The organism is Pseudomonas guariconensis, assembly GCF_024127895.1.
GTDB classification, from domain to species: Bacteria; Pseudomonadota; Gammaproteobacteria; order Pseudomonadales; family Pseudomonadaceae; genus Aquipseudomonas; species Aquipseudomonas guariconensis_B.
The window spans coordinates 289,072-311,220 of record NZ_JAMYBK010000003.1 but is presented as its reverse complement, the minus strand read 5'-3'; the positions used below and the strand labels follow the sequence as shown (position 1 = coordinate 311,220).

At 66.4% G+C, this 22,149-nt stretch carries 18 protein-coding genes; 10 read left to right on the top strand and 8 right to left on the bottom strand.

Translation table 11 applies throughout. The annotated features are described in order from the left end of the window. The first annotated feature begins 142 nt into the window (after positions 1 to 142). Positions 143 to 1,834, top strand: a complete 1,692-nt coding sequence (locus NJF35_RS06245; protein ID WP_225787941.1) for a sulfatase-like hydrolase/transferase — start codon at positions 143 to 145, stop codon at positions 1,832 to 1,834. Positions 1,835 to 1,905: 71 nt separating this feature from the next. Here NJF35_RS06245 and NJF35_RS06240 read toward each other — a convergent pair whose 3' ends face one another. After that, complete coding sequence (locus tag NJF35_RS06240; protein WP_225787940.1) at positions 1,906 to 2,847, bottom strand: LysR substrate-binding domain-containing protein; 942 nt, start codon at positions 2,845 to 2,847, stop codon at positions 1,906 to 1,908. Positions 2,848 to 2,993: 146 nt separating this feature from the next. Between NJF35_RS06240 and NJF35_RS06235 the strand changes: the two genes are divergently transcribed. The 3 genes from NJF35_RS06235 to NJF35_RS06225 all read left to right on the top strand — a co-directional run bounded on the left by NJF35_RS06235 (position 2,994) and on the right by NJF35_RS06225 (position 6,936). Continuing rightward, the gene (locus NJF35_RS06235; RefSeq protein ID WP_225787939.1) at positions 2,994 to 4,370 is read left to right on the top strand and encodes an L-serine ammonia-lyase; all 1,377 of its coding nucleotides are present in this window, start codon (positions 2,994 to 2,996) and stop codon (positions 4,368 to 4,370) included. A 176-nt stretch (positions 4,371 to 4,546) separates the two neighbouring features. Continuing rightward, the gene (locus NJF35_RS06230; protein WP_225787938.1) at positions 4,547 to 6,448 is read left to right on the top strand and encodes an acyltransferase family protein; all 1,902 of its coding nucleotides are present in this window, start codon (positions 4,547 to 4,549) and stop codon (positions 6,446 to 6,448) included. Between the two features lie 182 nt (positions 6,449 to 6,630). Further along, the gene (locus tag NJF35_RS06225) at positions 6,631 to 6,936 is read left to right on the top strand and encodes a helix-turn-helix domain-containing protein (protein WP_225787937.1); all 306 of its coding nucleotides are present in this window, start codon (positions 6,631 to 6,633) and stop codon (positions 6,934 to 6,936) included. A gap of 106 nt (positions 6,937 to 7,042) precedes the next feature. Here NJF35_RS06225 and NJF35_RS06220 read toward each other — a convergent pair whose 3' ends face one another. The 3 genes from NJF35_RS06220 to NJF35_RS06210 all read right to left on the bottom strand — a co-directional run bounded on the left by NJF35_RS06220 (position 7,043) and on the right by NJF35_RS06210 (position 10,931). Next, the gene (locus tag NJF35_RS06220; RefSeq protein ID WP_253090835.1) at positions 7,043 to 8,338 is read right to left on the bottom strand and encodes an NAD(P)/FAD-dependent oxidoreductase; all 1,296 of its coding nucleotides are present in this window, start codon (positions 8,336 to 8,338) and stop codon (positions 7,043 to 7,045) included. A gap of 14 nt (positions 8,339 to 8,352) precedes the next feature. Continuing rightward, positions 8,353 to 9,441 (bottom strand): polyamine ABC transporter substrate-binding protein, encoded by a 1,089-nt coding sequence (locus NJF35_RS06215; RefSeq protein WP_225787935.1) that lies wholly within the window; start codon positions 9,439 to 9,441, stop codon positions 8,353 to 8,355. A gap of 131 nt (positions 9,442 to 9,572) precedes the next feature. After that, entirely contained in the window at positions 9,573 to 10,931 is a 1,359-nt protein-coding gene (locus NJF35_RS06210) for a glutamine synthetase family protein (protein ID WP_225787934.1), read from the bottom strand. A gap of 149 nt (positions 10,932 to 11,080) precedes the next feature. Here NJF35_RS06210 and NJF35_RS06205 point away from each other — a divergent pair, with 149 nt between their 5' ends. After that, positions 11,081 to 11,983, top strand: a complete 903-nt coding sequence (locus NJF35_RS06205) for a helix-turn-helix domain-containing protein (RefSeq protein WP_225787933.1) — start codon at positions 11,081 to 11,083, stop codon at positions 11,981 to 11,983. 45 nt (positions 11,984 to 12,028) lie between these two features. On the opposite strand, the gene NJF35_RS06200 is transcribed toward NJF35_RS06205, so the two are convergent. Further along, the gene (locus NJF35_RS06200; protein WP_225787932.1) at positions 12,029 to 13,414 is read right to left on the bottom strand and encodes an aldehyde dehydrogenase family protein; all 1,386 of its coding nucleotides are present in this window, start codon (positions 13,412 to 13,414) and stop codon (positions 12,029 to 12,031) included. A 106-nt stretch (positions 13,415 to 13,520) separates the two neighbouring features. Here NJF35_RS06200 and ptrR point away from each other — a divergent pair, with 106 nt between their 5' ends. The 3 genes from ptrR to NJF35_RS06185 all read left to right on the top strand — a co-directional run bounded on the left by ptrR (position 13,521) and on the right by NJF35_RS06185 (position 16,195). Beyond that, positions 13,521 to 14,387 carry a putrescine utilization regulator PtrR gene (ptrR, locus tag NJF35_RS06195; RefSeq protein ID WP_225787931.1) on the top strand — a complete coding sequence of 289 codons (867 nt, stop codon included), beginning with the start codon at positions 13,521 to 13,523 and terminating at the stop codon, positions 14,385 to 14,387. A gap of 285 nt (positions 14,388 to 14,672) precedes the next feature. After that, on the top strand, positions 14,673 to 15,419 hold the full coding sequence (locus NJF35_RS06190) for a phytanoyl-CoA dioxygenase family protein (protein WP_225787930.1): 747 nt from the start codon (positions 14,673 to 14,675) through the stop codon (positions 15,417 to 15,419). Positions 15,420 to 15,673: 254 nt separating this feature from the next. Beyond that, on the top strand, positions 15,674 to 16,195 hold the full coding sequence (locus tag NJF35_RS06185) for an acyloxyacyl hydrolase (RefSeq protein ID WP_225787929.1): 522 nt from the start codon (positions 15,674 to 15,676) through the stop codon (positions 16,193 to 16,195). A gap of 173 nt (positions 16,196 to 16,368) precedes the next feature. Here NJF35_RS06185 and NJF35_RS06180 read toward each other — a convergent pair whose 3' ends face one another. Together NJF35_RS06180 and NJF35_RS06175 are read right to left on the bottom strand one after the other, a co-directional pair. Then, the gene (locus NJF35_RS06180) at positions 16,369 to 17,259 is read right to left on the bottom strand and encodes a universal stress protein (RefSeq protein WP_225787928.1); all 891 of its coding nucleotides are present in this window, start codon (positions 17,257 to 17,259) and stop codon (positions 16,369 to 16,371) included. Between the two features lie 78 nt (positions 17,260 to 17,337). Continuing rightward, positions 17,338 to 17,928, bottom strand: coding sequence for an NTP transferase domain-containing protein (locus NJF35_RS06175; protein WP_225787927.1), 591 nt, complete (start codon positions 17,926 to 17,928; stop codon positions 17,338 to 17,340). A gap of 238 nt (positions 17,929 to 18,166) precedes the next feature. Here NJF35_RS06175 and NJF35_RS06170 point away from each other — a divergent pair, with 238 nt between their 5' ends. Together NJF35_RS06170 and NJF35_RS06165 are read left to right on the top strand one after the other, a co-directional pair. Then, the gene (locus NJF35_RS06170; protein ID WP_225787926.1) at positions 18,167 to 18,631 is read left to right on the top strand and encodes a (2Fe-2S)-binding protein; all 465 of its coding nucleotides are present in this window, start codon (positions 18,167 to 18,169) and stop codon (positions 18,629 to 18,631) included. A gap of 1 nt (position 18,632) precedes the next feature. Beyond that, the gene (locus tag NJF35_RS06165; protein ID WP_225787925.1) at positions 18,633 to 20,795 is read left to right on the top strand and encodes a xanthine dehydrogenase family protein molybdopterin-binding subunit; all 2,163 of its coding nucleotides are present in this window, start codon (positions 18,633 to 18,635) and stop codon (positions 20,793 to 20,795) included. A 367-nt stretch (positions 20,796 to 21,162) separates the two neighbouring features. Here the strand turns inward: NJF35_RS06165 and NJF35_RS06160 are convergent, their stop codons facing one another. Continuing rightward, the gene (locus tag NJF35_RS06160; protein WP_253090834.1) at positions 21,163 to 22,089 is read right to left on the bottom strand and encodes a LysR family transcriptional regulator; all 927 of its coding nucleotides are present in this window, start codon (positions 22,087 to 22,089) and stop codon (positions 21,163 to 21,165) included. Between the last annotated feature and the right edge of the window lie 60 nt (positions 22,090 to 22,149).

The window sequence follows — 22,149 nt, the reverse complement described above, 5'->3', positions numbered from 1 at the left end:
GATAGAGAGTCTCAAGGATGAGTCACTTGTAACGCCAAAATACAGCGTGACGTTAACGCCGGAAAATTGACTTTCTCGGCTTGTGATTTGTTACAGGGGTGCTACGGTTTGAAGGGAAAACCATGACCGGAGTGGCCGAATCATGCGCGCAGGGATCAAGGGATTGTTGCTGGTCGCCTACCTGGCGAGCTTCCACACGTATTACCAGGAGCGGATGGAAGCACTGGGCATCGGCCCGGCATTGCTGATGTACCTGGGGCTGTTCGCGATCACGACCGTGGCCTTGCTGTTGGCGGCCTGGATACGCCCGGCCTGGGTACGCTGGCCACTGGCCGTGGCGTTGACGGCCAGTGCGGTGTTCTTCGATGCCTACACCCGCATCACCGATTCGTACCTGACTTACAGCGCGTTCGTCTCCATGGTCTATTCCGGCGGCTTCATCCACGAGGCGCTGCAGCAGTACCAGCAGGCGATCAGCGTGGCCCTGGCCAAGGGGCTTTTGCTGCTGTTCGGCATCGGCCTGCGGCCGGGCGCCGTGCCGCGTTTGCCACGGCTGGTGCCGGTCGCGGCACCGTTGCTGGCCTTGCTGCTGCTGATCGGCATCCTGTTCGTGCGTGCCGGCGAAGGTGCCCGTGGCCTGCCGGTGATGTACACGCCGCTGGCCTACCTGAGCCTGTTCACCTACGAGTCGCTGCACGACAGCGTCGGGCCGCGCCAGCCGGTGACCCTGGCCCGTTCGGGGTCGCCCCTGGCACGGGACATCGTGCTGGTGATCGACGAAAGCGTCGCCGGCAACTACCTGGACCTGAACACCCCGGCGGGGGTCACCAGTCACCTGGCCCAGGCGCAGCCCGGGGTGGAGATCTTCAACTACGGCTATGCGGCGGCGGTGGCCAACTGCAGTGCCGACACCAACGTTACCTTGCGCTATGGCGGGACCCGCGCCGATTACCTGCGGATCAACTCGACCGGCCCATCGATCTGGCAGTACGCCAAGCAGGCGGGGCTGGGCACGGTCTACATCGATGGGCAACGTACCGGCGGCAAGCTGCAGAACCTGATGACCGAAACCGAGAAGCGCGACATCGACCGCTTCGTGCAGTTCGACGACACGCCGGTGATGCAGCGCGATATGGCCGCGTTGCAGACACTGGTGCAGCTGCTGCGGGACGACCAGGCACAGTTGATCGTGATCAACAAGGTCGGCGCCCACTTCCCGGTGCACGACAAGTACCCCGACGCATTCATGCAGTACCAGCCGGCGCTGCCGCGTGGGCGCTTCGCCGACGTTGCCGACACCGGCACCCGCGAAGGTTTCGATGGCCGGCCGCAGGACTGGGTGCTGTATCGCAACTCGTACCGTAACAGCCTGCTGTGGAGCGTGGGCGAGTTCTTTCGGCGCCTGTTCGCCGAGGGCGACCTGAGCCAGGCGGTGGTGATCTATACCTCCGACCATGGGCAGGACCTGCATGAGCGGGGCGATCCGGGGTTGAACACCCATTGCGGCAGCGACCCGGTGGCGGAGGAGGGGTTGGTGCCATTGGTGGTGATCCAGGGCCAGGGGGTGAAGTCGCTCGACTGGCGCGCGCACCTGGGCGACAACCACAACGCTTCCAGCCACTACAACATCTTCCCGACCCTGCTGAGCCTGATGGGGTATGACCGGGCAGGGGTGACGGCGATGTACGGGCGGGCGCTGGATGTGGCGACCGAGGACCCCTTCACCTTCAACGTGCGATTCAATGCGCGGCTGGGGGCGAAGCCGGATTTCCGGCGTATCGACCTGGGGCGGATCGTGACGCCCAAGCCGGACAAGGTGATCGCGGTGCAGTAGTCATCCTGGGGCCAGGTGCCATCCCGAGGTCATTAGGGCCGCTTCGCGCCCCAAAAGGGGACAGCACCGCGTCACGCCAACGCCAGGGGATGCAACGCCCGGAACCCTTGTGCCTCTTCCACCAGCCAGTCATGCACCGCCCGTGCCCCCGGTTGGCCCAGGCCCCCCGGCGGGTAGTGCAGCATGTAGCGCTTGTGATTGGCGATCGGCATGCCGAACGGCACGATCAGCGCCCCGCGCTCGAGCTCGTCGTTGAGCAGGGTGCGCCGGGCGATGGCCACACCGACCCCGGCAATGGCTGCCTCGATGGTCAGGTGGTTGCGGTTGAAGGTGTGCCCGCGGCGCACATCCAGCCCACCTGCGCCGATGCTCTGCAGGTAGAACTCCCATTCGGCGTATTCCGAGCTGCCACGCCAGGCGGTGATGTCGTGCAGCAATGGGTAGTGCACCAGGTCCGCAGGGCCATGCAGGGGCGGGCGCCCGCGCAGCAGGGCCGGCGAGCACACCGGGAAGATCTGCTCCTCCAGCAGCGGGGTCGAGCGCATGCCCGGGTAGCTGCCATCGTTGAGGTCGATGGCCAGGTCGAAATCGTCCGGGTGCAAGGCCTGGTTGCTGTCCTCGGCCACCAGGCGCAGCTCGATGTCCGGGTAGCGCTGCTGGAAGCGCGGCAGGCGGGGTGTCAGCCACTTGGCCAGGAACGAGGGGATCGATCGCAGGCGCAGGGTGCCGCGGATCTCGCCGGCATCCAGGCGCAGCAGTTCGGCTTCGATGCTGCCATAGGCTTCGGTCACCGTCTGCGCCAGGCGCTGGCCCTCGGCGCTCAGCTCCACGCCACGGGCCCGGCGCAGGAACAGGCGGTAGCCCAGGCGCTCCTCCAATTGGCGCATCTGCTGGCTGACGGCACCGGGGGTGATGTGCAGTTCCTCGGCGCAGCGGGTGAACGACAGGTGCCGCGCCGCGCAGGAGAATACATGCAGCCAGACGAACAGCTGGCCATTGAGTTGTCGTCGCATCGTTTAGTTAGGCTAAAGCCTTGCTTAGGAACTTTCGTTGGTCATTGGCGGGTGTGCGCGGCAGTATCGCGCAAATTCGCAATACCGTTCAATTTTTCCAGAGAGCCGTGTCACGGCGCAGTCGCCCGTCACGGTCAGGCATTAGCATGGCTATCAGTGTTTTCGACCTTTTCAAGATTGGCATCGGCCCCTCCAGCTCCCATACCGTCGGCCCGATGCGTGCCGCGGCCACTTTCGCCCAAGCCCTGCGCGAGCGCGGGCTGCTGGCGCAGGTGAGGCGTGTCGAGGTGCGCCTGTACGGCTCGCTGTCGGCCACCGGCGTTGGCCATGCCACCGACCGTGCCTGCCTGCTTGGCCTGATGGGCCAGTGGCCGGACCGTATCGAGCCGCAGAGCATCGAGCCACGCATCGAGCAGTTGCTGGATACGCAGCGGCTGATGCTCGACGGCAGCCACCCGGTGGCCTTCCAGTATGCCCGTGACCTGCTGCTGCTCGACGAGAACCTGCCGTACCACCCCAACGCCATGCGCTTGCACGCCTTTGGCGAGCACGGGCAGCGCTTCAGCCAGACCTACTATTCCATCGGCGGTGGCTTCATCGTCGAGCAAGGCGAGATCGATGCCCCCGAGGCCAATGCCGACCCGGTGCGCCTGCCCTATGAATTTTCCAGCGCCGCAGAGCTTCTGGCGCTGTGCAGGGCGCACCGGCTCAGCGTCAGCCAACTGATGCTGGCCAACGAATGCATCTGGCGACCGCAGGCCGAGGTGCGCGAGGGCTTGCTGAAGATCTGGGCGGCGATGGGCGAGTGCGTCGCCAACGGCCTGCGCAACGAGGGCATCCTGCCTGGCGGGCTCAAGGTCAGGCGCCGCGCTGCACGCTTGCACCGCAGCCTGCAGGAGGCGGGCAAGCCCAACGTGATCGGCTCGACCCTGAGCGCCATGGAATGGGTCAACCTGTTCGCCTTGGCCGTCAACGAAGAGAACGCCGCCGGCGGGCGCATGGTCACCGCGCCCACCAATGGCGCGGCCGGCATCATCCCGGCCGTGTTGCACTACTACATGAAGTTCAACCCCGGCGCCTGCGACGACGATGTGGTGGCGTTCCTGCTGGCCGCGGCGGCGGTGGGCATCCTGTGCAAGAAGAACGCCTCGATCTCCGGCGCCGAAGTCGGTTGCCAGGGCGAGGTCGGTTCGGCCTGCGCCATGGCCGCCGCGGGCCTGGCCGAGGTGCTCGGGGCGACCCCGGCGCAGTTGGAGAACGCCGCCGAGATCGCCCTGGAACACAACCTGGGGCTGACCTGCGACCCGGTCGGCGGCCTGGTCCAGGTGCCGTGCATCGAGCGCAACGCCATCGCCGCGGTCAAGGCGATCAACGCGGTGCAGATGGCCCTGCGCGGCGACGGCGAGCACTTCATCTCCCTCGACCAGGTGATCCGCACGATGCGCGATACCGGCGCCGACATGCACGACAAGTACAAGGAAACCTCGCGTGGCGGCCTGGCCGTGGCCTTCGTCGAGTGTTGATGGAGCCAGAAAAATGACGATTCGCGCCAGGGTTTTTCAAAGGTTACCCTGGCTAGGTGTACGATTGTCGGGTTTTTGACTTTTCGCCTTGGCGAGCGCGCAAATCCAGCCTACAACTGTGAGATGGCACATTGCCTCTGGGCATCCGTCTCCAAAACCTAGGGAAGGCTTGGCGCATGACTCGTGAAAAGTACCGCACCGATATCGACGGCTTGCGCGCGGTGGCGGTGATCGCCGTCTTCGTGCATCACCTCAATACCGCGTGGCTGCCGGGCGGCTTCATCGGTGTCGACATCTTCTTCGTGATCTCCGGTTTCCTCATCACCTCCCAGGTCTTCGCCGAAGTGCGCGAAGGCCGCTTTTCCCTCAGGCGGTTCTACCAAAGGCGGATCAACCGTATCGTGCCGGCGCTGGCCACCGTGCTGCTGGCCAGCGTGGTGGTCGGCGCCTTCCTACTGTCGCCGGTCGACCTGATGCGGCTCAACGCCACGGCGTTGTTTTCCCTGCTGGGGGTGTCGAACTTCTATATCTGGATCACGTACGGCAACTACTTCGCCGCCGACGCCAGCGAAGCGCCTTTGCTGCACACCTGGTCGCTGGGCATCGAGGAGCAGTTCTACGTGGTCTGGCCGCTGCTGGTGGTGCTGGTGTACCGGCTGGCTCCCCGCCACCTGCTGCTGGTGCTGGGCGTGGGGGTGGCGCTGGCCGTGGCGTTCTCCCACTACGCCACCGGGATGTTCGCCACGGCGTCCTACTACCTGCTGCCCACGCGCTTCTTCGAGCTGATGCTCGGGGGTTGGCTGGGCCTGTACCTGCAGCAGCCACGGGCCATCGGTCGTGTGCGTGCCGGGGTGTGCACGGTGCTTGGCTACCTGCTGATCGGCGTATCGCTGGCATGGCTCGGCGAAGGTGCGCCGTTCCCTGGTCTCAACGCACTCTGGCCCTGCCTGGGTGCGGCCTTGCTGATCTACGCCGGGGCGGGTGGGGCACGGTCGCCGTTGTTGAGTAGCCGGCCGATGGTGTTCATCGGGCTGATCTCCTACTCCCTGTACCTGTGGCATTGGCCGTTGATCGCCTACCTCAACTACCTGGGCGTCCCCATTACCCTGGGCGTGGGCGGCGCCGTGGTGGTGGTCGCGGTGCTGCTGTCCTGGCTGTCCTGGCGCTATGTCGAGGTGCCGATGCGCCGCAGCGGGGTGCAGCTGCGCTTTGCCCAGGTGTTCTTCCGGCGCTTCGCGGTGCCGGCGCTGGGCTTGGTGCTGGTGGCAGGGGTGACCCAGCAGTTCGAAGGGTTCCCGCAGCGCTTCAGTGCCAAGGTCGAGAGCCTGGAGGCCATGACCTTGAGCAAGCCTGCCGAGATCCGCCGGGGCTGCCATGTGGTCAATGCCCTGTACACCACCGGGCCCAAGGACGACTGCCGCCTGGGTGCCGAGAAGCCGGCCATCGACGGCATCCTGGTGGGTGACTCCTTCGCCAACCATTTCTCGGGCATGGTGGACATCCTGGCGCGGCCAGACAACATCAGCCTGATGGACTACACCATCGACAACTGCCTGCCGGTGCTCGGCTACACCGGCGGCATGTCGCCTGTGTACGCGGCCCATTGCGACTTGCGCAATGCGCGGGTGTTCGACCTGATCGAGCGCAACCGCTACCGCTATGTGGTGCTGGCGGGCAGCTGGCCGCGCGACGAAGCGGCCAAGGGCATCATCGAGGACAGCATCCGCCATGCCGTGGAGCACAGCGGCCAGGTCATCGTGATCCTCAACAACCAGCCCATCGACAAGGCCGCCACCTGCCCGATCCGCCGGCTCATGTTCGACCTGCAGCGCCAGTGCGAGACCGACGAAAGCAGCCGGCCCCACTACTGGGCGCAGATCCGCGCCAAGTACCCCCAGGTGCGCTTCATCGACCCCAACCAGGTGATCTGCCCGGGCCAGCGTTGCAGCCCGTTGATCGACGGCAAGCTGCTGTACCTGGACAACGCCCACCTCAACGAGGTCGGCTCGCGCTTCATCGGCCAGACGTTGCTGGAGCGGGGGTACTCGTTGTTGCGTGACCCTGTGGGGCGGTCGTGACCGGCTGTCGAGTGCGTCCTGCGGGGCGGGTGATGGGCTGATTTCCTACATGGTTCTCTGAAATACCAGGCTTTGGCTTTTTGATCATTTCTGGAAAATATGCCCGTTACGGGCATATGTCGGATCCGTGGTGAGCGAAAGCTTTGCGGATGCCCTGGCCAGCAGTGTGATGGAGGTCTGTTGTGACCAGCAAACTGATTGAATCCTTGCGCGACGACCTGTCCGCTCTCCACGAGACCGGAGCCGTTGGCAAGGTGACGATGCGTGAATTCGAAGCGATCTGCCCGGCGCCGGTTCGCGACTTCAGTGCGCTCGATATCAGGCGGTTGCGCGAGACGCTCAATTTCAGTCAGCCGGTGTTCGCACTGCACCTGCACACCTCGACTTCGACCATTCGCAAATGGGAGCAGGGTGAAACGCGTCCTGCGGGGCCTGCCTTGAAGTTGCTCAATGTCATCGCCGACAAGGGGCTGCACGCCATTCTCTGAGGTTGCTCGACCTCGTCGCGAGACGCCGGCGGGGCCCAGGGTTCGTCAGGCTGCTGACGCTCCCCAGGGCCCCGAACTGCGGTAAACGAATTGACCGTACAGGCCGCTAGCCGAGCACCTCGCGCAACCGATACCACAGCATCCCCAGCGCCAACAGCGGCGAGCGCAGCGCCTTGCCGCCGGGGAAGGTCAGGTGTGGCACGGCGCTGAATACATCCAGGCCCTGGCTGTGGCCGACGGCGATGGCCTCGGCCAGCAACTTCGCGGTCCAGTGGGTGACGTTCAGGCCATGGCCGGAATAGCCTTGGGCGTAATAGACGTTGGGGTGCTGGCTCAGCCGGCCGACCTGGGGGAACCGGTTGGCGGTGATGCCGATCATGCCGCCCCACTGGTAGTCGATGCGCACGTCGGCCAGTTGCGGGAACACCTTGAGCACCTTCGGTCGCATGTAGGCGCCGATGTCCTTCGGGTCGCGCCCGGAATAGTGACAGGCACCGCCGAACAACAGGCGCCGGTCGGCGGTCAGGCGGTAGTAGTCCAGGCCCACTTTCTGGTCGCACAGGGCCATGTTCTGGGGGATCAGCGTGCGCGCGATGCGCTCGGGCAGCGGCTCGGTGGCCACCACGTAGCTGCCGGCTGGCAGCACCTTGCCGCTCAGGCGCGGCTCCAGCTCGTCCAGGTGGGCGTTGCAACCCAGCACCAGGCTCTGCGCCCGGACCTTGCCGTGGGCGCAGTGCAGGGTCACGGTGCTGCCGTGCTCGATGCGCAGCACCGGGCTGCGCTCGAACAGGCGGGCGCCGAGCCCGTGCGCTGCACGCGCCTCGCCCTGCACCAGGTCGAGCGGGTGCAGGTGGCCCGAGCCCATGTCCACCAGGCCACCGGCGTACTGGTCGCTGGCGACTACCTCATGGATGCGCTCGGGGCCGACCAGGCGTGTCTCGTGGGCGTAGCCGAGGGCTGCCAGGTCGTCCAGTTCGTGCTGGAAGGCGGCGAACTGCGTGGGGGTGTTGGCCAGCTCGCAGAAACCCCAGCGCAGGTCGCAGGCGATGCCGTACTGCTCGATGCGCCGGGCCACCAGCGCTACCGAGTCGATCCCGGCCTGTTGCAGGTAGCGCACGCCGTCCTGGCCGACGTAGCGGGCGAACCCGCTGACGTCGTGGCCGATGCCGCGGATCAGTTGGCCGCCGTTGCGCCCGCTGGCGCCCCAGCCGATGCGCCGGGCCTCCAGGAGGATCACCGAGAGGCCGCGTTCGGCCAGTTCCAGGGCGGTGTTGACCCCGGTCAGGCCGCCGCCGACCACGCAGACATCGGCGCTCAGCTCGCCTTCGAGCTTGGGGTAGGGCGCCAGGTCGCGCGCCGTGGCGGCGTAGTAGGAGGTCGTGTGTTCGTAGGTCTGGGACATGGTGCGGGCTCGGCTTAGCGGTTGGATTTGATCTTGCTCCAGGAGCGGGTCATGAGCCGCATGATCTTCGGGCTCTGGGTGTTGGAGACGTACAGCTTGTCCAGCACCTCCTGGGGCGGGTAGATCTCGGGGTTGTCCACCAGCGACGCGTCCATGTAGGCCTTGGCGTCCGGGTTGGCGTTGGCGTAGCCAACGGCAGCGCTGACCTTGGCGATCACCTGCGGGTCGAGCAGGTAGTCGATGAAGGCCAGGGCCTGTTCGGGGTTGTTGGCGTCCTTGGGAATGGCCAGCAGGTCGAACCACAGGTTGCTGCCTTCCTTGGGAATGCTGTAGGCGACCTTCACCCCGTTGTTGGCCTCCAGCGCGCGGTTGGCCGCCTGGAACACGTCGCCGGAGTAGCCGAAGGCCACGCAGACATCGCCGTTGGCCAGGTCCGAGACGTACTTGGAGGAATGGAAGTAGGTGACGTACGGGCGCAGCTCCAGCAGCTTGGCCTCGGCCTTGGCATAGTCGGCAGGTGCCTCGCTGTTCGGGTCCATGCCCAGGTAGTGGAGCATGGCCGGGAACATCTCGTCGGGCGAGTCCATGAAGGCCACGCCGCACTGCTTGAGCTTCTTCAGGTTCTCTGGCTCGAACAGCACCGCCCAGGAGTCGATGCGCTCGATGCCCAGCACCGCCTTGACCTTGTCGACGTTGTAGCCGATGCCATTGGTGCCCCACAGGTAGGGCACGGCATAGGTGTTGCCCGGGTCGTTGCGTTCCAGTTGCTTGAGCAACGTCGGGTCCAGGTGCTTCCAGTTCGGCAGCTTGCTGCGTTCCAGCGGCATGAAGGCGCCGGCCTGGGCCTGGCGGGCGAGGAAATGGTTGGAAGGCACCACCACGTCGTAGCCGGTGCGCCCGGCCAACAGCTTGCCCTCCAGGGTCTCGTTGGAGTCGAACACGTCGTAGATCACCTTGATCCCGCGGCTGGCCTGGAAGTCGGCCAGGGTGGTGTCACCGATGTAGTCGGTCCAGTTGTACACGCTGACCGTCGGCTGGGCCTGGGCGGTCGCGCCGAACAGCAGGGTGAGTGCGGTGGGAATCAGGGGTGGTAAATGACGCATGTCGACACCTCGTTGGTCTTGTTCTTGGGTTCGGTGTAACAGGGGCTGCGCTGCAGCCCATCGCCGGCCAGCCGGCACCCACGGCGCCCTGGGCAGGGCGCATGACGGGTGGGCACCGCTGGCCCTGTGGATCAGACGCTCAGCAGCAGGAACTCACGCTCCCACGAGCTGATCACGCGCTTGAAGTTCTCGTGCTCGGCGCGCTTGACCGCCACGTAGCCACGGACGAACTGGCGGCCCAGGTAACGCTGCAGGGTCTGGCAGTCCTCCATGTGCTGCAGGGCGTCCTCGATGGTGATCGGCAGGCGCAGGTTGCGCCGCTCGTAGGCCCGGCCCTGGACCGGCGCGCTGGGCTCGATGCGCTCGACCATGCCCAGGTAGCCGCACAGCAGGCTCGCGGCGATCGCCAGGTAGGGGTTGGCGTCGGCGCCGGGCAGGCGGTTTTCCACGCGCATGGCCTCGGGGCTGGAGGTGGGGACGCGCAGGCCGGCGGTGCGGTTTTCCTCGCCCCACTCGACGTTCACCGGCGCCGAGGTGTCCGGCAGGAAGCGGCGGAACGAGTTGACGTTCGGCGCGAACATCGGCAGCACCTTGGGGATGTACTTCTGCAGGCCGCCGATGTGGTGCAGGAACAGCTCGCTCATGCTGCCGTCATCGTTGGCGAACACCGGCTTGCCGGTGGCGATGTCGACCACGCTCTGGTGCAGGTGCATGGCGCTGCCCGGCTCGTCGGTGATCGGCTTGGCCATGAAGGTGGCGGTGACATTGTGCTTGAGCGCCGCCTCGCGCAGGGTGCGCTTGAACACGGTGATCTGGTCGGCAAGGTCGAGGGCGTCGCCATGACGGAAGTTGATCTCCATCTGTGCCGGGCCGTCCTCGTGGATCAGCGTGTCCAGGTCCAGTCCCTGGAGTTCGCACCAGTCGTAGACGTCCTCGAACAGCGGGTCGAACTCGTTGGCCGCGTCGATGGAGAACGACTGGCGGCCGCTTTCGGCGCGGCCCGAGCGGCCCAGCGGGGCCAGCAGGGGCAGGTCCGGGTCTTCGCAGCGCTGGGTCAGGTAGAACTCCATTTCCGGCGCCACGATCGGTTGCCAGCCCTGGTCGGCGTACAGCTTGAGGACTTTCTTGAGGACGTTGCGCGGCGACAGCTCGATGGGGTTGCCCTGCTTGTCGAACGTATCGTGGATGACGATGGCGGTGGGTTCGAGGGCCCAGGGAATCTGGTACACCGCGGCCGGGTCGGGGCGGCAGACCATGTCGATGTCGGCCGGGTCGAGCAGGTCGTAGTAGATATCGTCGTCGACGTAGTCGCCGGTGACCGTCTGCAGCAGCACGCTCTCGGGCAGGCGCATGCCACGCTCGTGGAGGAACTTGGCGGTGGGCGCGATCTTGCCGCGGGCGATGCCGGTCAGGTCGCTGATCACGCATTCGACTTCGGTGATCCGGTGTTCTTTCAGCCAGGCGGACAGCTGATCGAAGGGGGCGTTCATACAGACCTCTTGGTTGGGTTTTGGTGGCACTTCGCGCAGGAAACTTCCCAGGAAAAGCGCTGAGGGCTATCTTGTCCGCAGCCCCCTGGGTGGATCTATCCACTTTTTTTCTCGATGAATGCACCAAAAGAGTGCATGAAGGATGCCGCGTGACAACGCCCAATGCCTTGCAGGTCCAGGCTTTCCATACCCACGACGTGACCGAACAGGTGCGCGTGACCCCCGGTTGGCAGCAGCAATACCGGCAGATGTCCCCGGGGCATTTCAATGGTCAACTGCGCTGCCTGTGGCTCGATGGCGTGGAGGTCTACGAGGAATGCCTGAACACCCGGGTCGAGCAGTTCTTCCACGCCCCGAGCGGTGCCCTGGCGTTCTGCTTCGACCGCAGCGACAACAGCCTGTACCTGCTCAACGAAGACAGCCGCAACATCTGGATCACTCCGGAGAACTACCAAGAAGTGGCGGTGGTGTTCGACCAGACGTTTCTGGCCCGCCATGGTCTGGACCTGGCGCGCCTGGAAGGTTTGTTCATGGTGCCGCTGGGCAGTGGGCAGAATGCCTTGTTCGGCAGTTGGCTGAGCGCGACCCTGACGCGTCTGGCCGGTGCCGACTGCCCGCTGCAAGGGCAGGCCCTGGCCGAGCAACTGCTGGAAGATTGCCTGTTCATCCTCGACAACGCCTGCCAGCGCCTGCAAGGGCAGGCCCTGGGCCGGCGTGACGAGGAGCGGGCGATCATGCGCCGGGTCAGCGAGTGGGCCGCCGACTGCCCGGAAGAAACCCTCAACCTGGTCGAGCTGGCGCAGGTGGCCGGGGTTTCCCTGCGCCAGTTGCAGCAGGCCTTCAAGGCGTTCACCGGCATGCCCCCGGCGCACTGGCTGCGCTTGCGCAGGCTCAACGGCGCACGGCGCGACCTGCTGCGGGGGGATGCGCAGGTCACCGTGGCCGAGGTGGCCATGCGCTGGTCGTTCTGGCACCTGGGACGGTTTTCCGACAGCTACCGGCAGTTGTTCCGGGAGTTGCCGAGCGAGACCTTGAAGCGTAGGCGGGGGTGAGGGGGCCAGGGTCCATCTGGGGCCGCGATGCGGCCCCGGTCGGAATCAGTTGCGATCCAGCCACACCGTCTGCACGTTGCAGAACTCGCGCACGCCGAAGTGCGACAGCTCTCGCCCGAAGCCGCTTTTCTTCACGCCACCGAAGGCCACGCGGGGGTCGGAGGCACAGTAGCCGTTGATGAACACGCCACCGGTGTCCAGCGCCTCGGTCATGCGCTCGGCCAGGGCCAGATCGGCGGTGTAGATCGTCGAGGCCAAGCCGAACTCGCTGTCGTTGGCCAGCTCCACTGCGTGGTCGGCATCGCGGGCGCTGATGATCGCCGCCACCGGGCCGAACAGCTCTTGCCTGAAGGCCGTCATGGCCGGCGTCACGTCGGCGAAGACCGTCGGGGCGTAGAAGTTGCCGGCCCCCTCGAGCTTGTGACCGCCGAGCAGCAGGGTGGCGCCTTCGGCCAGGGTGGCCTGGACCTGGCCGTCCAGCTCGTCGCGCAGGTCATAGCGGGCCATCGGGCCGATGTAGGTATCGTCCTCCAGCGGGTTGCCGACCTTCAGCTGGCGCGTGGCCTCGACGAACCGGCGGGTGAACTCCTCGACGATGCTGGCCTCGACGATCAGGCGCTTGGCCGCGGCGCAGACCTGGCCGGTGTTCTGGTAGCGACCGATGACAGCGGCCTTGACCGCCGCATCCAGGTCCGCATCGGCCAGGACGATGAACGGATCGCTGCCCCCCAGCTCGAGCACGCACTTCTTCAGCGCAGCGCCGGCCTGGGCACCGATGGCCATGCCGGCGCGTACGCTGCCCGTCAGGGTGACGGCGGCGATGCGTGGGTCCTGGATGGCACGGGTGACGCCTTCCGGGGCGACATTGATCACCTCGAACACGCCCTCGGGCAGCCCGGCCTGCTTGAACAGCTCCAGCAGTAGGTAGGCGCTGCCCATCACGTTCGGCGCATGCTTGAGCACGTAGGTGTTACCGGCCAGCAATGCCGGGACCGCGCCACGCAGGACTTGCCAGAGCGGGAAGTTCCACGGCATCACCGCCAGGATCGGGCCCAGCGGGCGGTATTCGATGCGGGCCTTGTCGATCTGGGTCGGTTCCGGCGCGAGCATGGCCGGGCCGTGCTCGGCGTACCACTGGCACAGGCCGACGCACTTGCTCACTTCGCCACGGGCCTGGGTGATCGGCTTGCCGATCTCGCGGGCGATCATCTGCGCGAAGGCTTCCTGGTTGGCCAGCAGGGCGGTCGCCAGGGCGAGCAGGTATTCGCTGCGCTGACCCAGCGACACTCGGCGCCACTGGGCAAAGCCTGCCTTGGCGCGTTGCAGCGCCGCTTCCAGTGCGGCGTCGGTGTCGAAGGGATAGTGGCCGATCCGTTCGCCGCTGTACGGGTCGACGGAAATGGCATGGGTCAGGCTGCTGATCTCGCTCATGGCGGGCTCCTCGTTGTTGTATCCGACTGGCGCCCAGACTAGTGGTGTGCGGCTTTAATGAAAACTGAATAATAATGAGCGGAACATTCACGATTGGAGAAAGACCGTGGACCTGGTGCAACTGGAGATCTTCAAGGCCGTGGCCGAGCATGGCAGCATCAGCGCCGCTGCCCAGCATATCCATCGGGTGCCGTCGAACCTGACCACCCGTATCAAGCAGTTGGAAGAAGACCTGGGCGTGGCGTTGTTCATCCGCGAGAAGAGCCGTCTGCGCCTGTCGCCGGCTGGCTGGAACTTCCTCGAATACACCCGGCGCATCCTCGACCTGGTGCACGAGGCGCGGCTGACCGTGGCGGGGGAGGATCCCCAGGGTACCTTCGCCCTCGGCTCGCTGGAGAGTACCGCGGCAGTGCGCATCCCGGGCCTGCTGGCGGCCTACAACCAGCGCTACCCCAAGGTCGACCTGGACCTGTCCACCGGCCCCTCGGGGACCATGCTCGAAGGCGTGCTGTCGGGGCGCTTGGTGGCGGCCTTCGTGGATGGCCCGGTGCTGCATCCGACCCTCGAGGGCATGCCGGTGTTCGAGGAGGAGATGGTCATCATCGCGCCGCTCAACCACGCCCCGGTGGGCCGCGCCCGTGACGTCAACGGCGAGAACATCTATGCCTTTCGCGCCAACTGCTCGTACCGCCATCACTTCGAGAACTGGTTCGTCCAGGACAACGCCGTGCCGGGCAAAATCCACGAGATGGAGTCCTATCACGGCATGCTCGCCTGCGTCAGCGCCGGTGCGGGCCTGGCACTGATGCCACGCAGCATGCTCGACAGCATGCCCGGCTGCAGCACGGTGAGCGTCTGGCCGTTGTCGGAGGACTTCCGCTACCTCAAGACCTGGCTGGTATGGCGGCGGGGCACGGTGTCGCGCAGCCTGAGCATGTTCGTCAAGCTGCTGGAGGAGCGCCGGGCCGCCTGACCGACGGCCCGCCATGGTTCGAACGCAGCGGCCCTGGGGGCGTCGAACAGGGTGTAGGCCAATGTCAGTCAGTTAAGCGGCGCTTTGTCATTTTGGGGCTACCTTGCAGCCCATCGCCGGCAAGCCGGCTCCCACAGGGACTGCGGCGACCACACATGATGCGGTTTGCACGGACAGTGTGGGAGCCGGCTTGCCGGCGATGGGGCGCGAAGCGGCCCCAAATGACAACTGAAAGTCTTAACTGACCGGCATTGGGGTGTAGGCCATCTTCCGGGAGCCCCCCTCATGAGCCTGGATGCCCAGCTGCAAGCGTTGCACGACCGTGGCTATGCGCTGCTGCCCCGCGTCCTCGAACCCTTGCAGATCGCCTTGCTGCGTTGCGCCATCGATGACCTGCAACCGATCCATTGGGACTACCAGGGCCTGCTGGAACACTACAAGTGCGTGTTCAACCGCGACCCACTGTGGTTGCCGTTTCTCGACCTGCCGCCGGTGATCGCGCTGGCCGAGGCTGCGCTGGGCCAGGACTGCCATGTGATCGGCCAGACCGCCTGGCGCAGCCATCCCGGCTACCCGGGCATGGGCCTGCACCTGGACCACCTGCCCATGGCGCTGCCGGACTGGGTCCGCGCGCGGCAGGGCTTCAGCCTGCCGATGCAGATCCTCACCGCCCACCTGTACCTGTGTGACATCGACGAGGCCATCGGCCCGACCTGGATCGTGCCCGGCAGCCATCGCGCCGGGCGCCCGCCGCAGGCAGGCGAGGACAGTTGGCAGGGGCAGGACGCGCGCCCGGTCCTGTGCCAGGCGGGCGATGCATTGGTATTTCGCAGTGACGTCTGGCACAGCGGCGGCGCCAACAGCAGCGCCGGGCAGGTACGCGACATGCTCCAGGTGCACTACGGCCGGCGCATGGTGGCGCAGAAGTTCTCGCCGGACCTGGCATGGCAGTTCAATCCCGAGGTGCTGGCGGCGGCCACGCCACGGCAGCGGCGCCTGCTAGGGGAACATGAGGAGGCGGAGTACGACTGAGCGGGTCGGGAACTGTCATGCGCAAAAAGCGAAACTACTTACACAAATGGAACAGTGTGTCTTAGCCAATAGTGGCATATACCTTTCAACTTTCCGTTTATCTGGTCGATAATCCGAAAAGTATTACGCCTTGTTACCTGGCTGGATGCGCCGGGTTAAACAAGCGAGAACGAGGGGCACGAGCCCCCGATTGCCAACAGGCCGCAAGCCATGGGGGCTGGCCTGTCCGTGAAGACCATCAGGAGATGTCATTGATGAAAACCCGTCTCGCCGCTTCGTTGGCCGCCGCTGTGCTGGCTTTCGCCGGCGCCAGCCTGGCGCAGGCCGCCCAGGTTTCCGGCGCCGTTGGCGCCACCGGCCAGGGCGACATGACCTACCGTGTCGGCCTGTCGTTCGACTGGGACAAGAAGTGGTTCGAAAGCAACACCGGCCACCTGACCGGCTACTGGGATGCGGCCTACACCTATTGGGAAGGTGGCGAGGCCAGCGGCGCCCATTCGCTGTCGTTCAGCCCGGTGTTCGTCTATGAGTTCAGCGGTTTCACCTACACCCCGTTCATCGAGGCCGGTATCGGCCTGGCGGCGTTCTCCAAGACCGACGTCGGCGACCAGCGCCTGGGCTCGTCGGTCAACTTCGAGGACCGCCTCGGCTTCGGCCTGAAGCTGCCGGGCGAGCAGAAGGTCGGCTTGCGTGCGATCCACTATTCCAACGCTGGCCTCAAGCAGCCGAACGACGGCATCGAGTCGTACTCGCTGTACTACAGCAAGGGCTTCTGATCGGCGTTGCTCCCCAGGATGGGAGCGTTGGGGCCGCTTCGCGCCCCATCGCTGGCAAGCCCCACAAATTTGGCGCCGACCTCAAGAACGGCGCGGCCCTGGGAGCCGGCTCGCCGGCGATGGGCTGCACAGCAGCCCCCTATCGCTTGCTGACCGGCATGGGACCAGCCGCCTCAGCGCACCGCTTTGATCGCCAATACGTTGCACAGCGAATGCTCGATCACATGGGCCGTGGTCCCGCCGAGGAAGGTCTGCATGGCATCGTGGCGGTGGTTGCCCATGACGATCACATCCATCCGGCTCTGGCCGACGAACTGGGCGATCGCCCGGATGGCCGGCCCTTCGAGGAAATGCCGGCGCTCCAGGTCGATCTGGTGATGATCGCCCAGGCGGTTGAAGGCTGTGCGCTGCGCTGTGCGTACGCTGGCGTCGAAACCGGGCATGGTCACCGTGCCGGCACCGAAATCGGCGATATGGGTCTTGGCCGCGTCGCACACGTGCAGCAGGTGCAGCTCGGCGTTGCATTGCAAGGCCAGGGCATGGGCACTGCGGATCACCTGCTCGTCCAGGTGCTCGCCGGCGCCATGGCTGTTGAGGTCGACAGCAGCGGCGATCTGCCGGGGCAAGGGCAGGCGGATCTCGCTGACCAGGTGCACGGCGACCGGGCTGTCCTTGAGCAGTTGCCAGTCCAGCGGCGTGACCAGCAAGCGCTTGAGCACCGGTTCGTGCTGCACGTCCTTGACCAGCAGGTCGCATCCCAGCCGCTCGACCTGTTCCAGCACGCTGGCCAACGGGTCGCGGGTCAGCAGCAGTTCGGTGGACACGTCCAGGCCGGCGGTGCGCAGTTGTTCGGCCTCGTCGGCCAGCCATTGGCGATTGTGCTCGAGCAGTCGCTCGCGCTCGCGGCCATCGCTCATCAAGCCGAAGGTGTCGACATCGTCGACGAAGACGTTGATATCCAGCAACGCCCCGCTGGATTCGGCCAGCGCCGCCGCCCGCTGCAGGGCGGGTGTGTGGCGCATCTGCGGGCCAAGCATGACGAACAATCGCTTGAACTGGCTCATCTCACACCTCCACGTACGGCAGCCCCCCGTTCATGCCGGTGCTGGTTGTCCGGGCCAAGTGGCGCGGGAATTCCTTCTTCAGTCTAGACGCTGGCCGCTACTCGGCAGGTCGGCAGGGCGGTCGATGTCCAGCAGCACACCTGGATCGGCCACGTCCACCGTGCGTACCGCCCCAGGGTGGGCCTGCAGCACGGCGCGGGCACCGTTGTCGCCTTCGAGCAGGCACAGCGCGGGCCAGAAGGCGCGGCCGAACAGCACCGGATGCCCTGGGCGGCCCTGGTAGGCGGGGCGGCAGATGTGCGCGGCATCGGCACAGGCGAGCAGGGCCTCGAAGGTGGCCGGGCGGATGAAGGGCATGTCGGCGAGGAACAGGGCCAGGACCTGTGCATCGCTGGCCTGGGCGATGCGCTCGACGCTCGCGGCGATGCTGTGCCCCAGGCCCAGGCGGCTGGCGCCGGACTGCAGCACGCGCACCTTGGCCGGCAGCGTGGCCGGGGCGCGGTCGTCATCGCGCAAGGCCAGCCAGACCTCGGCCAGCCGCGCGCAGGGCAAAGCCAGGCTGGCTTCGAGCAGGGTCTGGCCGGTGTCCAGGCGCTGCTGGCGCTTGTCGCTGCCGAAGCGTTGGCTGCGGCCGGCGGCCAGGACGAGGGCGACAGCGGTGGTGGTCATGCGGGGCTCCTTGGGTGTGGGCATCACCGTACTGTGCAGGGCACGCCGATGCAATCGCGGGCTGGCAGCGTTGCCGTGATCATTAAGTTTGCCTTCATGCCGCTTGCAGCCTTGCGCGGTTTTTCCCTCGCGCTCCAGTCACTACCCTTTACAGGTTACCCGCCCGAGGCCGCGAAGGCCGGGCCCAGAACGATAACGACAAGCCGTGAGCGCCCAACACCCCCGAGGAGATCGTCCAATGGTCCACACCCTGAAGATCAACGGCCATGAGCATCAGGTGGAGGTCGAGGACGACACGCCGCTGCTCTGGGTCTTGCGCGACGTGCTGGGCATGACCGGCACCAAGTTCGGCTGCGGCCTGTCCCTGTGCGGGGCCTGCACGGTGCACATGAACGGCTCGGCGGTGCGCGCCTGCATGATGCCGGTCGGCGCCCTGGCCGGTGCGGACATCACCACCATCGAAGGCATTGGCCAGACCGAGCTGGGCAAGCGCGTGCAGGCCGCCTGGCTCAAGCACGAAGTGGTCCAGTGCGGCTATTGCCAAACCGGCCAGATCATGTCGGCGACCGCGCTGCTGGCCAGCAACCCCACGCCGGACGATGCCGCGATCGACGGCGCCATGTCCGGCAACATCTGTCGCTGCGGCACCTATGTGCGTATCCGCCAGGCGATCAAGACCGCCTCCGGCCAGGTGGAGGTGTGACATGACCCGCCATGAACCTGCCCCAGGCTTCAGCCGGCGTGGTTTCCTCAAGGCCAGCGCCGCTGTCGGCGGCGGGCTGCTGATCAGCTTCGCCTTGCCGCTGGGCGTGCGTGCCGTGCAGGCCGAAGCGGCAGCATTCGCGCCCAACGCCTACGTGCGCATCGATCGCCAGGGCCATGTCTACCTGACCATCCAACCGGTGGAGATGGGCCAGGGCACCTACACCTCGATGCCGGCGTTGATCGCCGAAGAGCTGGAAGTCGGCCTCGACCAGGTCACCGTCGAGCATGCTCCGGCCGACGACAAACGCTACGCCAACCCGGTGCTGGGCTTCCAGGTCACGGGGGGCTCGACCTCGGTGCCGGGCAACTGGAAGCCGCTGCGCGAGGCGGGCGCGGCGGCGCGTATCCTGCTGGTAGCCGCAGCGGCCTCGCAGTGGAAGGTCGACCCAGCCAGTTGCCGGGCCGAGCAGGGCAAGGTGCTGCACCCAGGCAGTGGCCGCCAGCTGGCCTACGGCGAGTTGGTGGATGCCGCCGCCGGCCTGCCGCTGCCGGAGCAGATCCCGCTGAAGGACCCGAAGGACTTCAAGCTGATCGGCACGCCGGCGCCGCGTACCGATTCGCCAGACAAGATCAACGGCCAGGCGGTGTTCGGCATCGACGCCCACCCGGACGGCATGAAGGTGGCGGCGATCCAGTTGTGCCCGGTGGTCGGCGGTACCCTGGCCGAGGTCGACCCGGCGCCGGCCCTGGCGGTCGCGGGTGTGCGCCAGGTATTGCACAGCGACAACGCCGTGGCGGTGGTGGCCGATCACATGGGGGCGGCGCGCAAGGGCATGGCGCTGCTCCAGCCGAAGTGGAACGAAGGTGCCAACGCCGGGATGTCCAGCGCGCAGATGCTCGAAGCCATGCGCAAGGCGGCCGAACAGCCGGGGGTGCAGGTGCGGGTCGAGGGGGATGCCGCCTCAGCCCTGGCCAAGGCCAGCAAGCGTATCGACGCGGTGTACCAGGTGCCCTGGCTGGCCCATGCTTGCCTGGAGCCGGTCAACTGCACCGTGCATGTGCGCAAGGACGCCTGCGAACTATGGCTGGGGAGCCAGGTGCCCGCCCGGGCCAAGGCCGTGGCGGCGCAGATCACCGGCCTGCCGGAAGAGGCCGTGACGGTCCACAACCACTTGCTCGGCGGTGGTTTCGGTCGCCGCCTGGACGTGGATTTCGTCAGCGACGCGGTGAAGCTGGCCAAGCAGGTGGACTATCCGCTGAAGGTCATCTGGTCGCGTGAGGAAGACACGCGCCACAGCACCCTGCGGCCCTATCACTACAACCACCTCAGCGCGGCGCTGGACGAAGAGGGCAGGCCGGTGGCCTGGACCCACAAGATCACCGGCGGCTCGATCCTCGCCCGCTGGTTGCCGGCGGCCTTCGTCAATGGCGTCGACCGTGATGCCGTGCGCGATGCCTGCGGCCCCTATGCCTTCCCCAACCTGGCGGTGCACTACGTGCGTCACGAGCCGCCGGCGGGGATCCTGCCGGCGTTCTGGCGCGGGGTCGGGCATACCCAGAACGCCTTCATGGTCGAGGGCCTGATGGACGAGCTGGCGCACCTGGCCGGGCGCGACCCGTTCGACTTCCGCTACCCGTTGCTCGAGGCCCACCCACGGGCACTGAAGGTGTTGGAAACGCTCAAGGACAAGTCCGGCTGGGCCGATCCCTTGCCCGCCGGCAGGGGCCGTGGCCTGGCTCTGACCTACTGTTTCAGCACCTACTCGGCGCAGGTGGCCGAGGTGAGCGTGGACGATGCCGGCAACGTTACCGTCGAACGCATCACCACCGTGGTCGACTGCGGCATCGCCATCAACCCTGACAGCGTGGTGGCACAGGTCCAGGGCGGCACCCTGTTCGGCCTGACGGCGGCGCTGTTCGGCAATATCACTTTCAAGGACGGCCGGGTCGAGCAGGGCAACTTCGACAGCTACCGGATGCTGCGCCTGAACGAGACACCAACGCTCGATACCTTCCGCATCGACAGCCCCGAGGCGCCGGGCGGCCTGGGCGAGGTGGCCACGGTGACGGTGGCGCCGGCGGTGGTCAACGCGGTGTTCGCCGCCACCGGCAAGCGCCTGCGCAGCCTGCCCATCGATCCCCAGGCGCTGCGCAAGGCCTGAGGCTCAGCCGTGCAACGCCCCCAGGCCATCGTGGATGGGGGCGTTGCGCAGGCGCAGCGGGCGGCCGTCGCGGCCGTTGAAGTGCCCGGCGATCTCCGCCAGCACCGACAAGGCCACGGCTTCCGGGCCCTCGGCGCGATATCCAGGCCATCCCTGGCCTGGCTGGCCAGGGCGGCCAGCAGCCTGCCGATCTCGCTCATGCGCGTGCTTTCCGCTTCGTTGCCCGAATGCAGATTATTCAACAGGATCGGCGAAGCATTGACGGGGGCTTGCTGCAAGGGGCTTGAAGCAGGGCTTCATAGTGTTCGGCCCTAGCAAATACTGGGGCGCGAGGCGGCCCTGGACGATCACTGAATGAAGGTCCGCATCACGACAGCAACTCCTCCACCAATGGCGCCTGCGCCCATTCCGCGCGCAGGAAGTCGATCAATGCCCGCAGCTTGGCCGGCACCCGGCGGCGATCCGGGTAGTACAGCTGCAAGCCGGGAAAGCACGGGCTCCAGTCCTCCAGCAGGCGCACCAGGCGCCCTTGCGCGAGAAAGGGCTCGATATAGCCATTGATCATGTAGGCGATGTCCAGCCCATCGAGGGCCGAGCGTACGAGGATCTCCGAGTCGTTGAGCACCAGGCGCCCACGCACCTGCAACTCGAAGTGCTCGTTGCCGCGGCTGAAGGCCCAGCGTTCGATCTGCCCGCTGCTGCTGTGGCGAAAACCGATGCAGTCGTGCTCGAGCAACGCCCGTGGATGCTGGGGGCGGCCATGGCGGGCCAGGTAGTCGGGGGCGGCGATGACCTGCGCCTGCAGCGGCGGGCCGACCGTCAGGGCGACCATGTCCTTGTCGACCGCCGCACCGAAGCGGATACCGGCGTCGAACCCCTGGGCGATGATGTCTACCAGTTGGTTCTCCACCCGCAGCTCCAGGCTGATCTCCGGGTAGGTGGCGAGAAAGCGCCGCAGGATCGGTTGCAGCACGATCAGGTAGCTGGCCCGCAGCACGTTCAGGCGCAACAGCCCACTGGGGTGGTCGGCCTCGCGGCCCAGTTCGCGGGAGGCATTGGTCAAGGCCTCCAGGGCCGGCTGGACCCGCTCCAGGAAGCGCTCGCCGACCTCGGTCAAGGCCACGCTGCGGGTGGTGCGGTTGAACAGCACCAGCCCCAGGCGATGCTCCAGGCTGCGAATGCTCTGGCTGACCGCCGAGGGCGAGACGCCCAGGCGCACGGCGGCCGTGGAGAAGCCTTTCTCCTCGGCCACTGCAAGAAAGGTGACCAGGCCATCGAGGTGGTCTTGGCGCATGGCGGGATCTCCAGCCGTCGGCAGCCCAGCCACGCGCCAGGCACTCTGCAAGTAAAAACA

What these genes read in the sequence shown, in the direction of transcription:
- NJF35_RS06245 (WP_225787941.1), top strand. Translation starts at nt 143, where the DNA reads ATGCGCGCAGGGATCAAGGGATTGTTGCTGGTCGCCTACCTGGCGAGC.
- NJF35_RS06240 (WP_225787940.1), bottom strand. Translation starts at nt 2,847, where the DNA reads ATGCGACGACAACTCAATGGCCAGCTGTTCGTCTGGCTGCATGTATTC.
- NJF35_RS06235 (WP_225787939.1), top strand. Translation starts at nt 2,994, where the DNA reads ATGGCTATCAGTGTTTTCGACCTTTTCAAGATTGGCATCGGCCCCTCC.
- NJF35_RS06230 (WP_225787938.1), top strand. Translation starts at nt 4,547, where the DNA reads ATGACTCGTGAAAAGTACCGCACCGATATCGACGGCTTGCGCGCGGTG.
- NJF35_RS06220 (WP_253090835.1), bottom strand. Translation starts at nt 8,338, where the DNA reads ATGTCCCAGACCTACGAACACACGACCTCCTACTACGCCGCCACGGCG.
- NJF35_RS06215 (WP_225787935.1), bottom strand. Translation starts at nt 9,441, where the DNA reads ATGCGTCATTTACCACCCCTGATTCCCACCGCACTCACCCTGCTGTTC.
- NJF35_RS06210 (WP_225787934.1), bottom strand. Translation starts at nt 10,931, where the DNA reads ATGAACGCCCCCTTCGATCAGCTGTCCGCCTGGCTGAAAGAACACCGG.
- NJF35_RS06200 (WP_225787932.1), bottom strand. Translation starts at nt 13,414, where the DNA reads ATGAGCGAGATCAGCAGCCTGACCCATGCCATTTCCGTCGACCCGTAC.
- NJF35_RS06190 (WP_225787930.1), top strand. Translation starts at nt 14,673, where the DNA reads ATGAGCCTGGATGCCCAGCTGCAAGCGTTGCACGACCGTGGCTATGCG.
- NJF35_RS06185 (WP_225787929.1), top strand. Translation starts at nt 15,674, where the DNA reads ATGAAAACCCGTCTCGCCGCTTCGTTGGCCGCCGCTGTGCTGGCTTTC.
- NJF35_RS06180 (WP_225787928.1), bottom strand. Translation starts at nt 17,259, where the DNA reads ATGAGCCAGTTCAAGCGATTGTTCGTCATGCTTGGCCCGCAGATGCGC.
- NJF35_RS06175 (WP_225787927.1), bottom strand. Translation starts at nt 17,928, where the DNA reads ATGACCACCACCGCTGTCGCCCTCGTCCTGGCCGCCGGCCGCAGCCAA.
- NJF35_RS06170 (WP_225787926.1), top strand. Translation starts at nt 18,167, where the DNA reads ATGGTCCACACCCTGAAGATCAACGGCCATGAGCATCAGGTGGAGGTC.
- NJF35_RS06165 (WP_225787925.1), top strand. Translation starts at nt 18,633, where the DNA reads ATGACCCGCCATGAACCTGCCCCAGGCTTCAGCCGGCGTGGTTTCCTC.
- NJF35_RS06160 (WP_253090834.1), bottom strand. Translation starts at nt 22,089, where the DNA reads ATGCGCCAAGACCACCTCGATGGCCTGGTCACCTTTCTTGCAGTGGCC.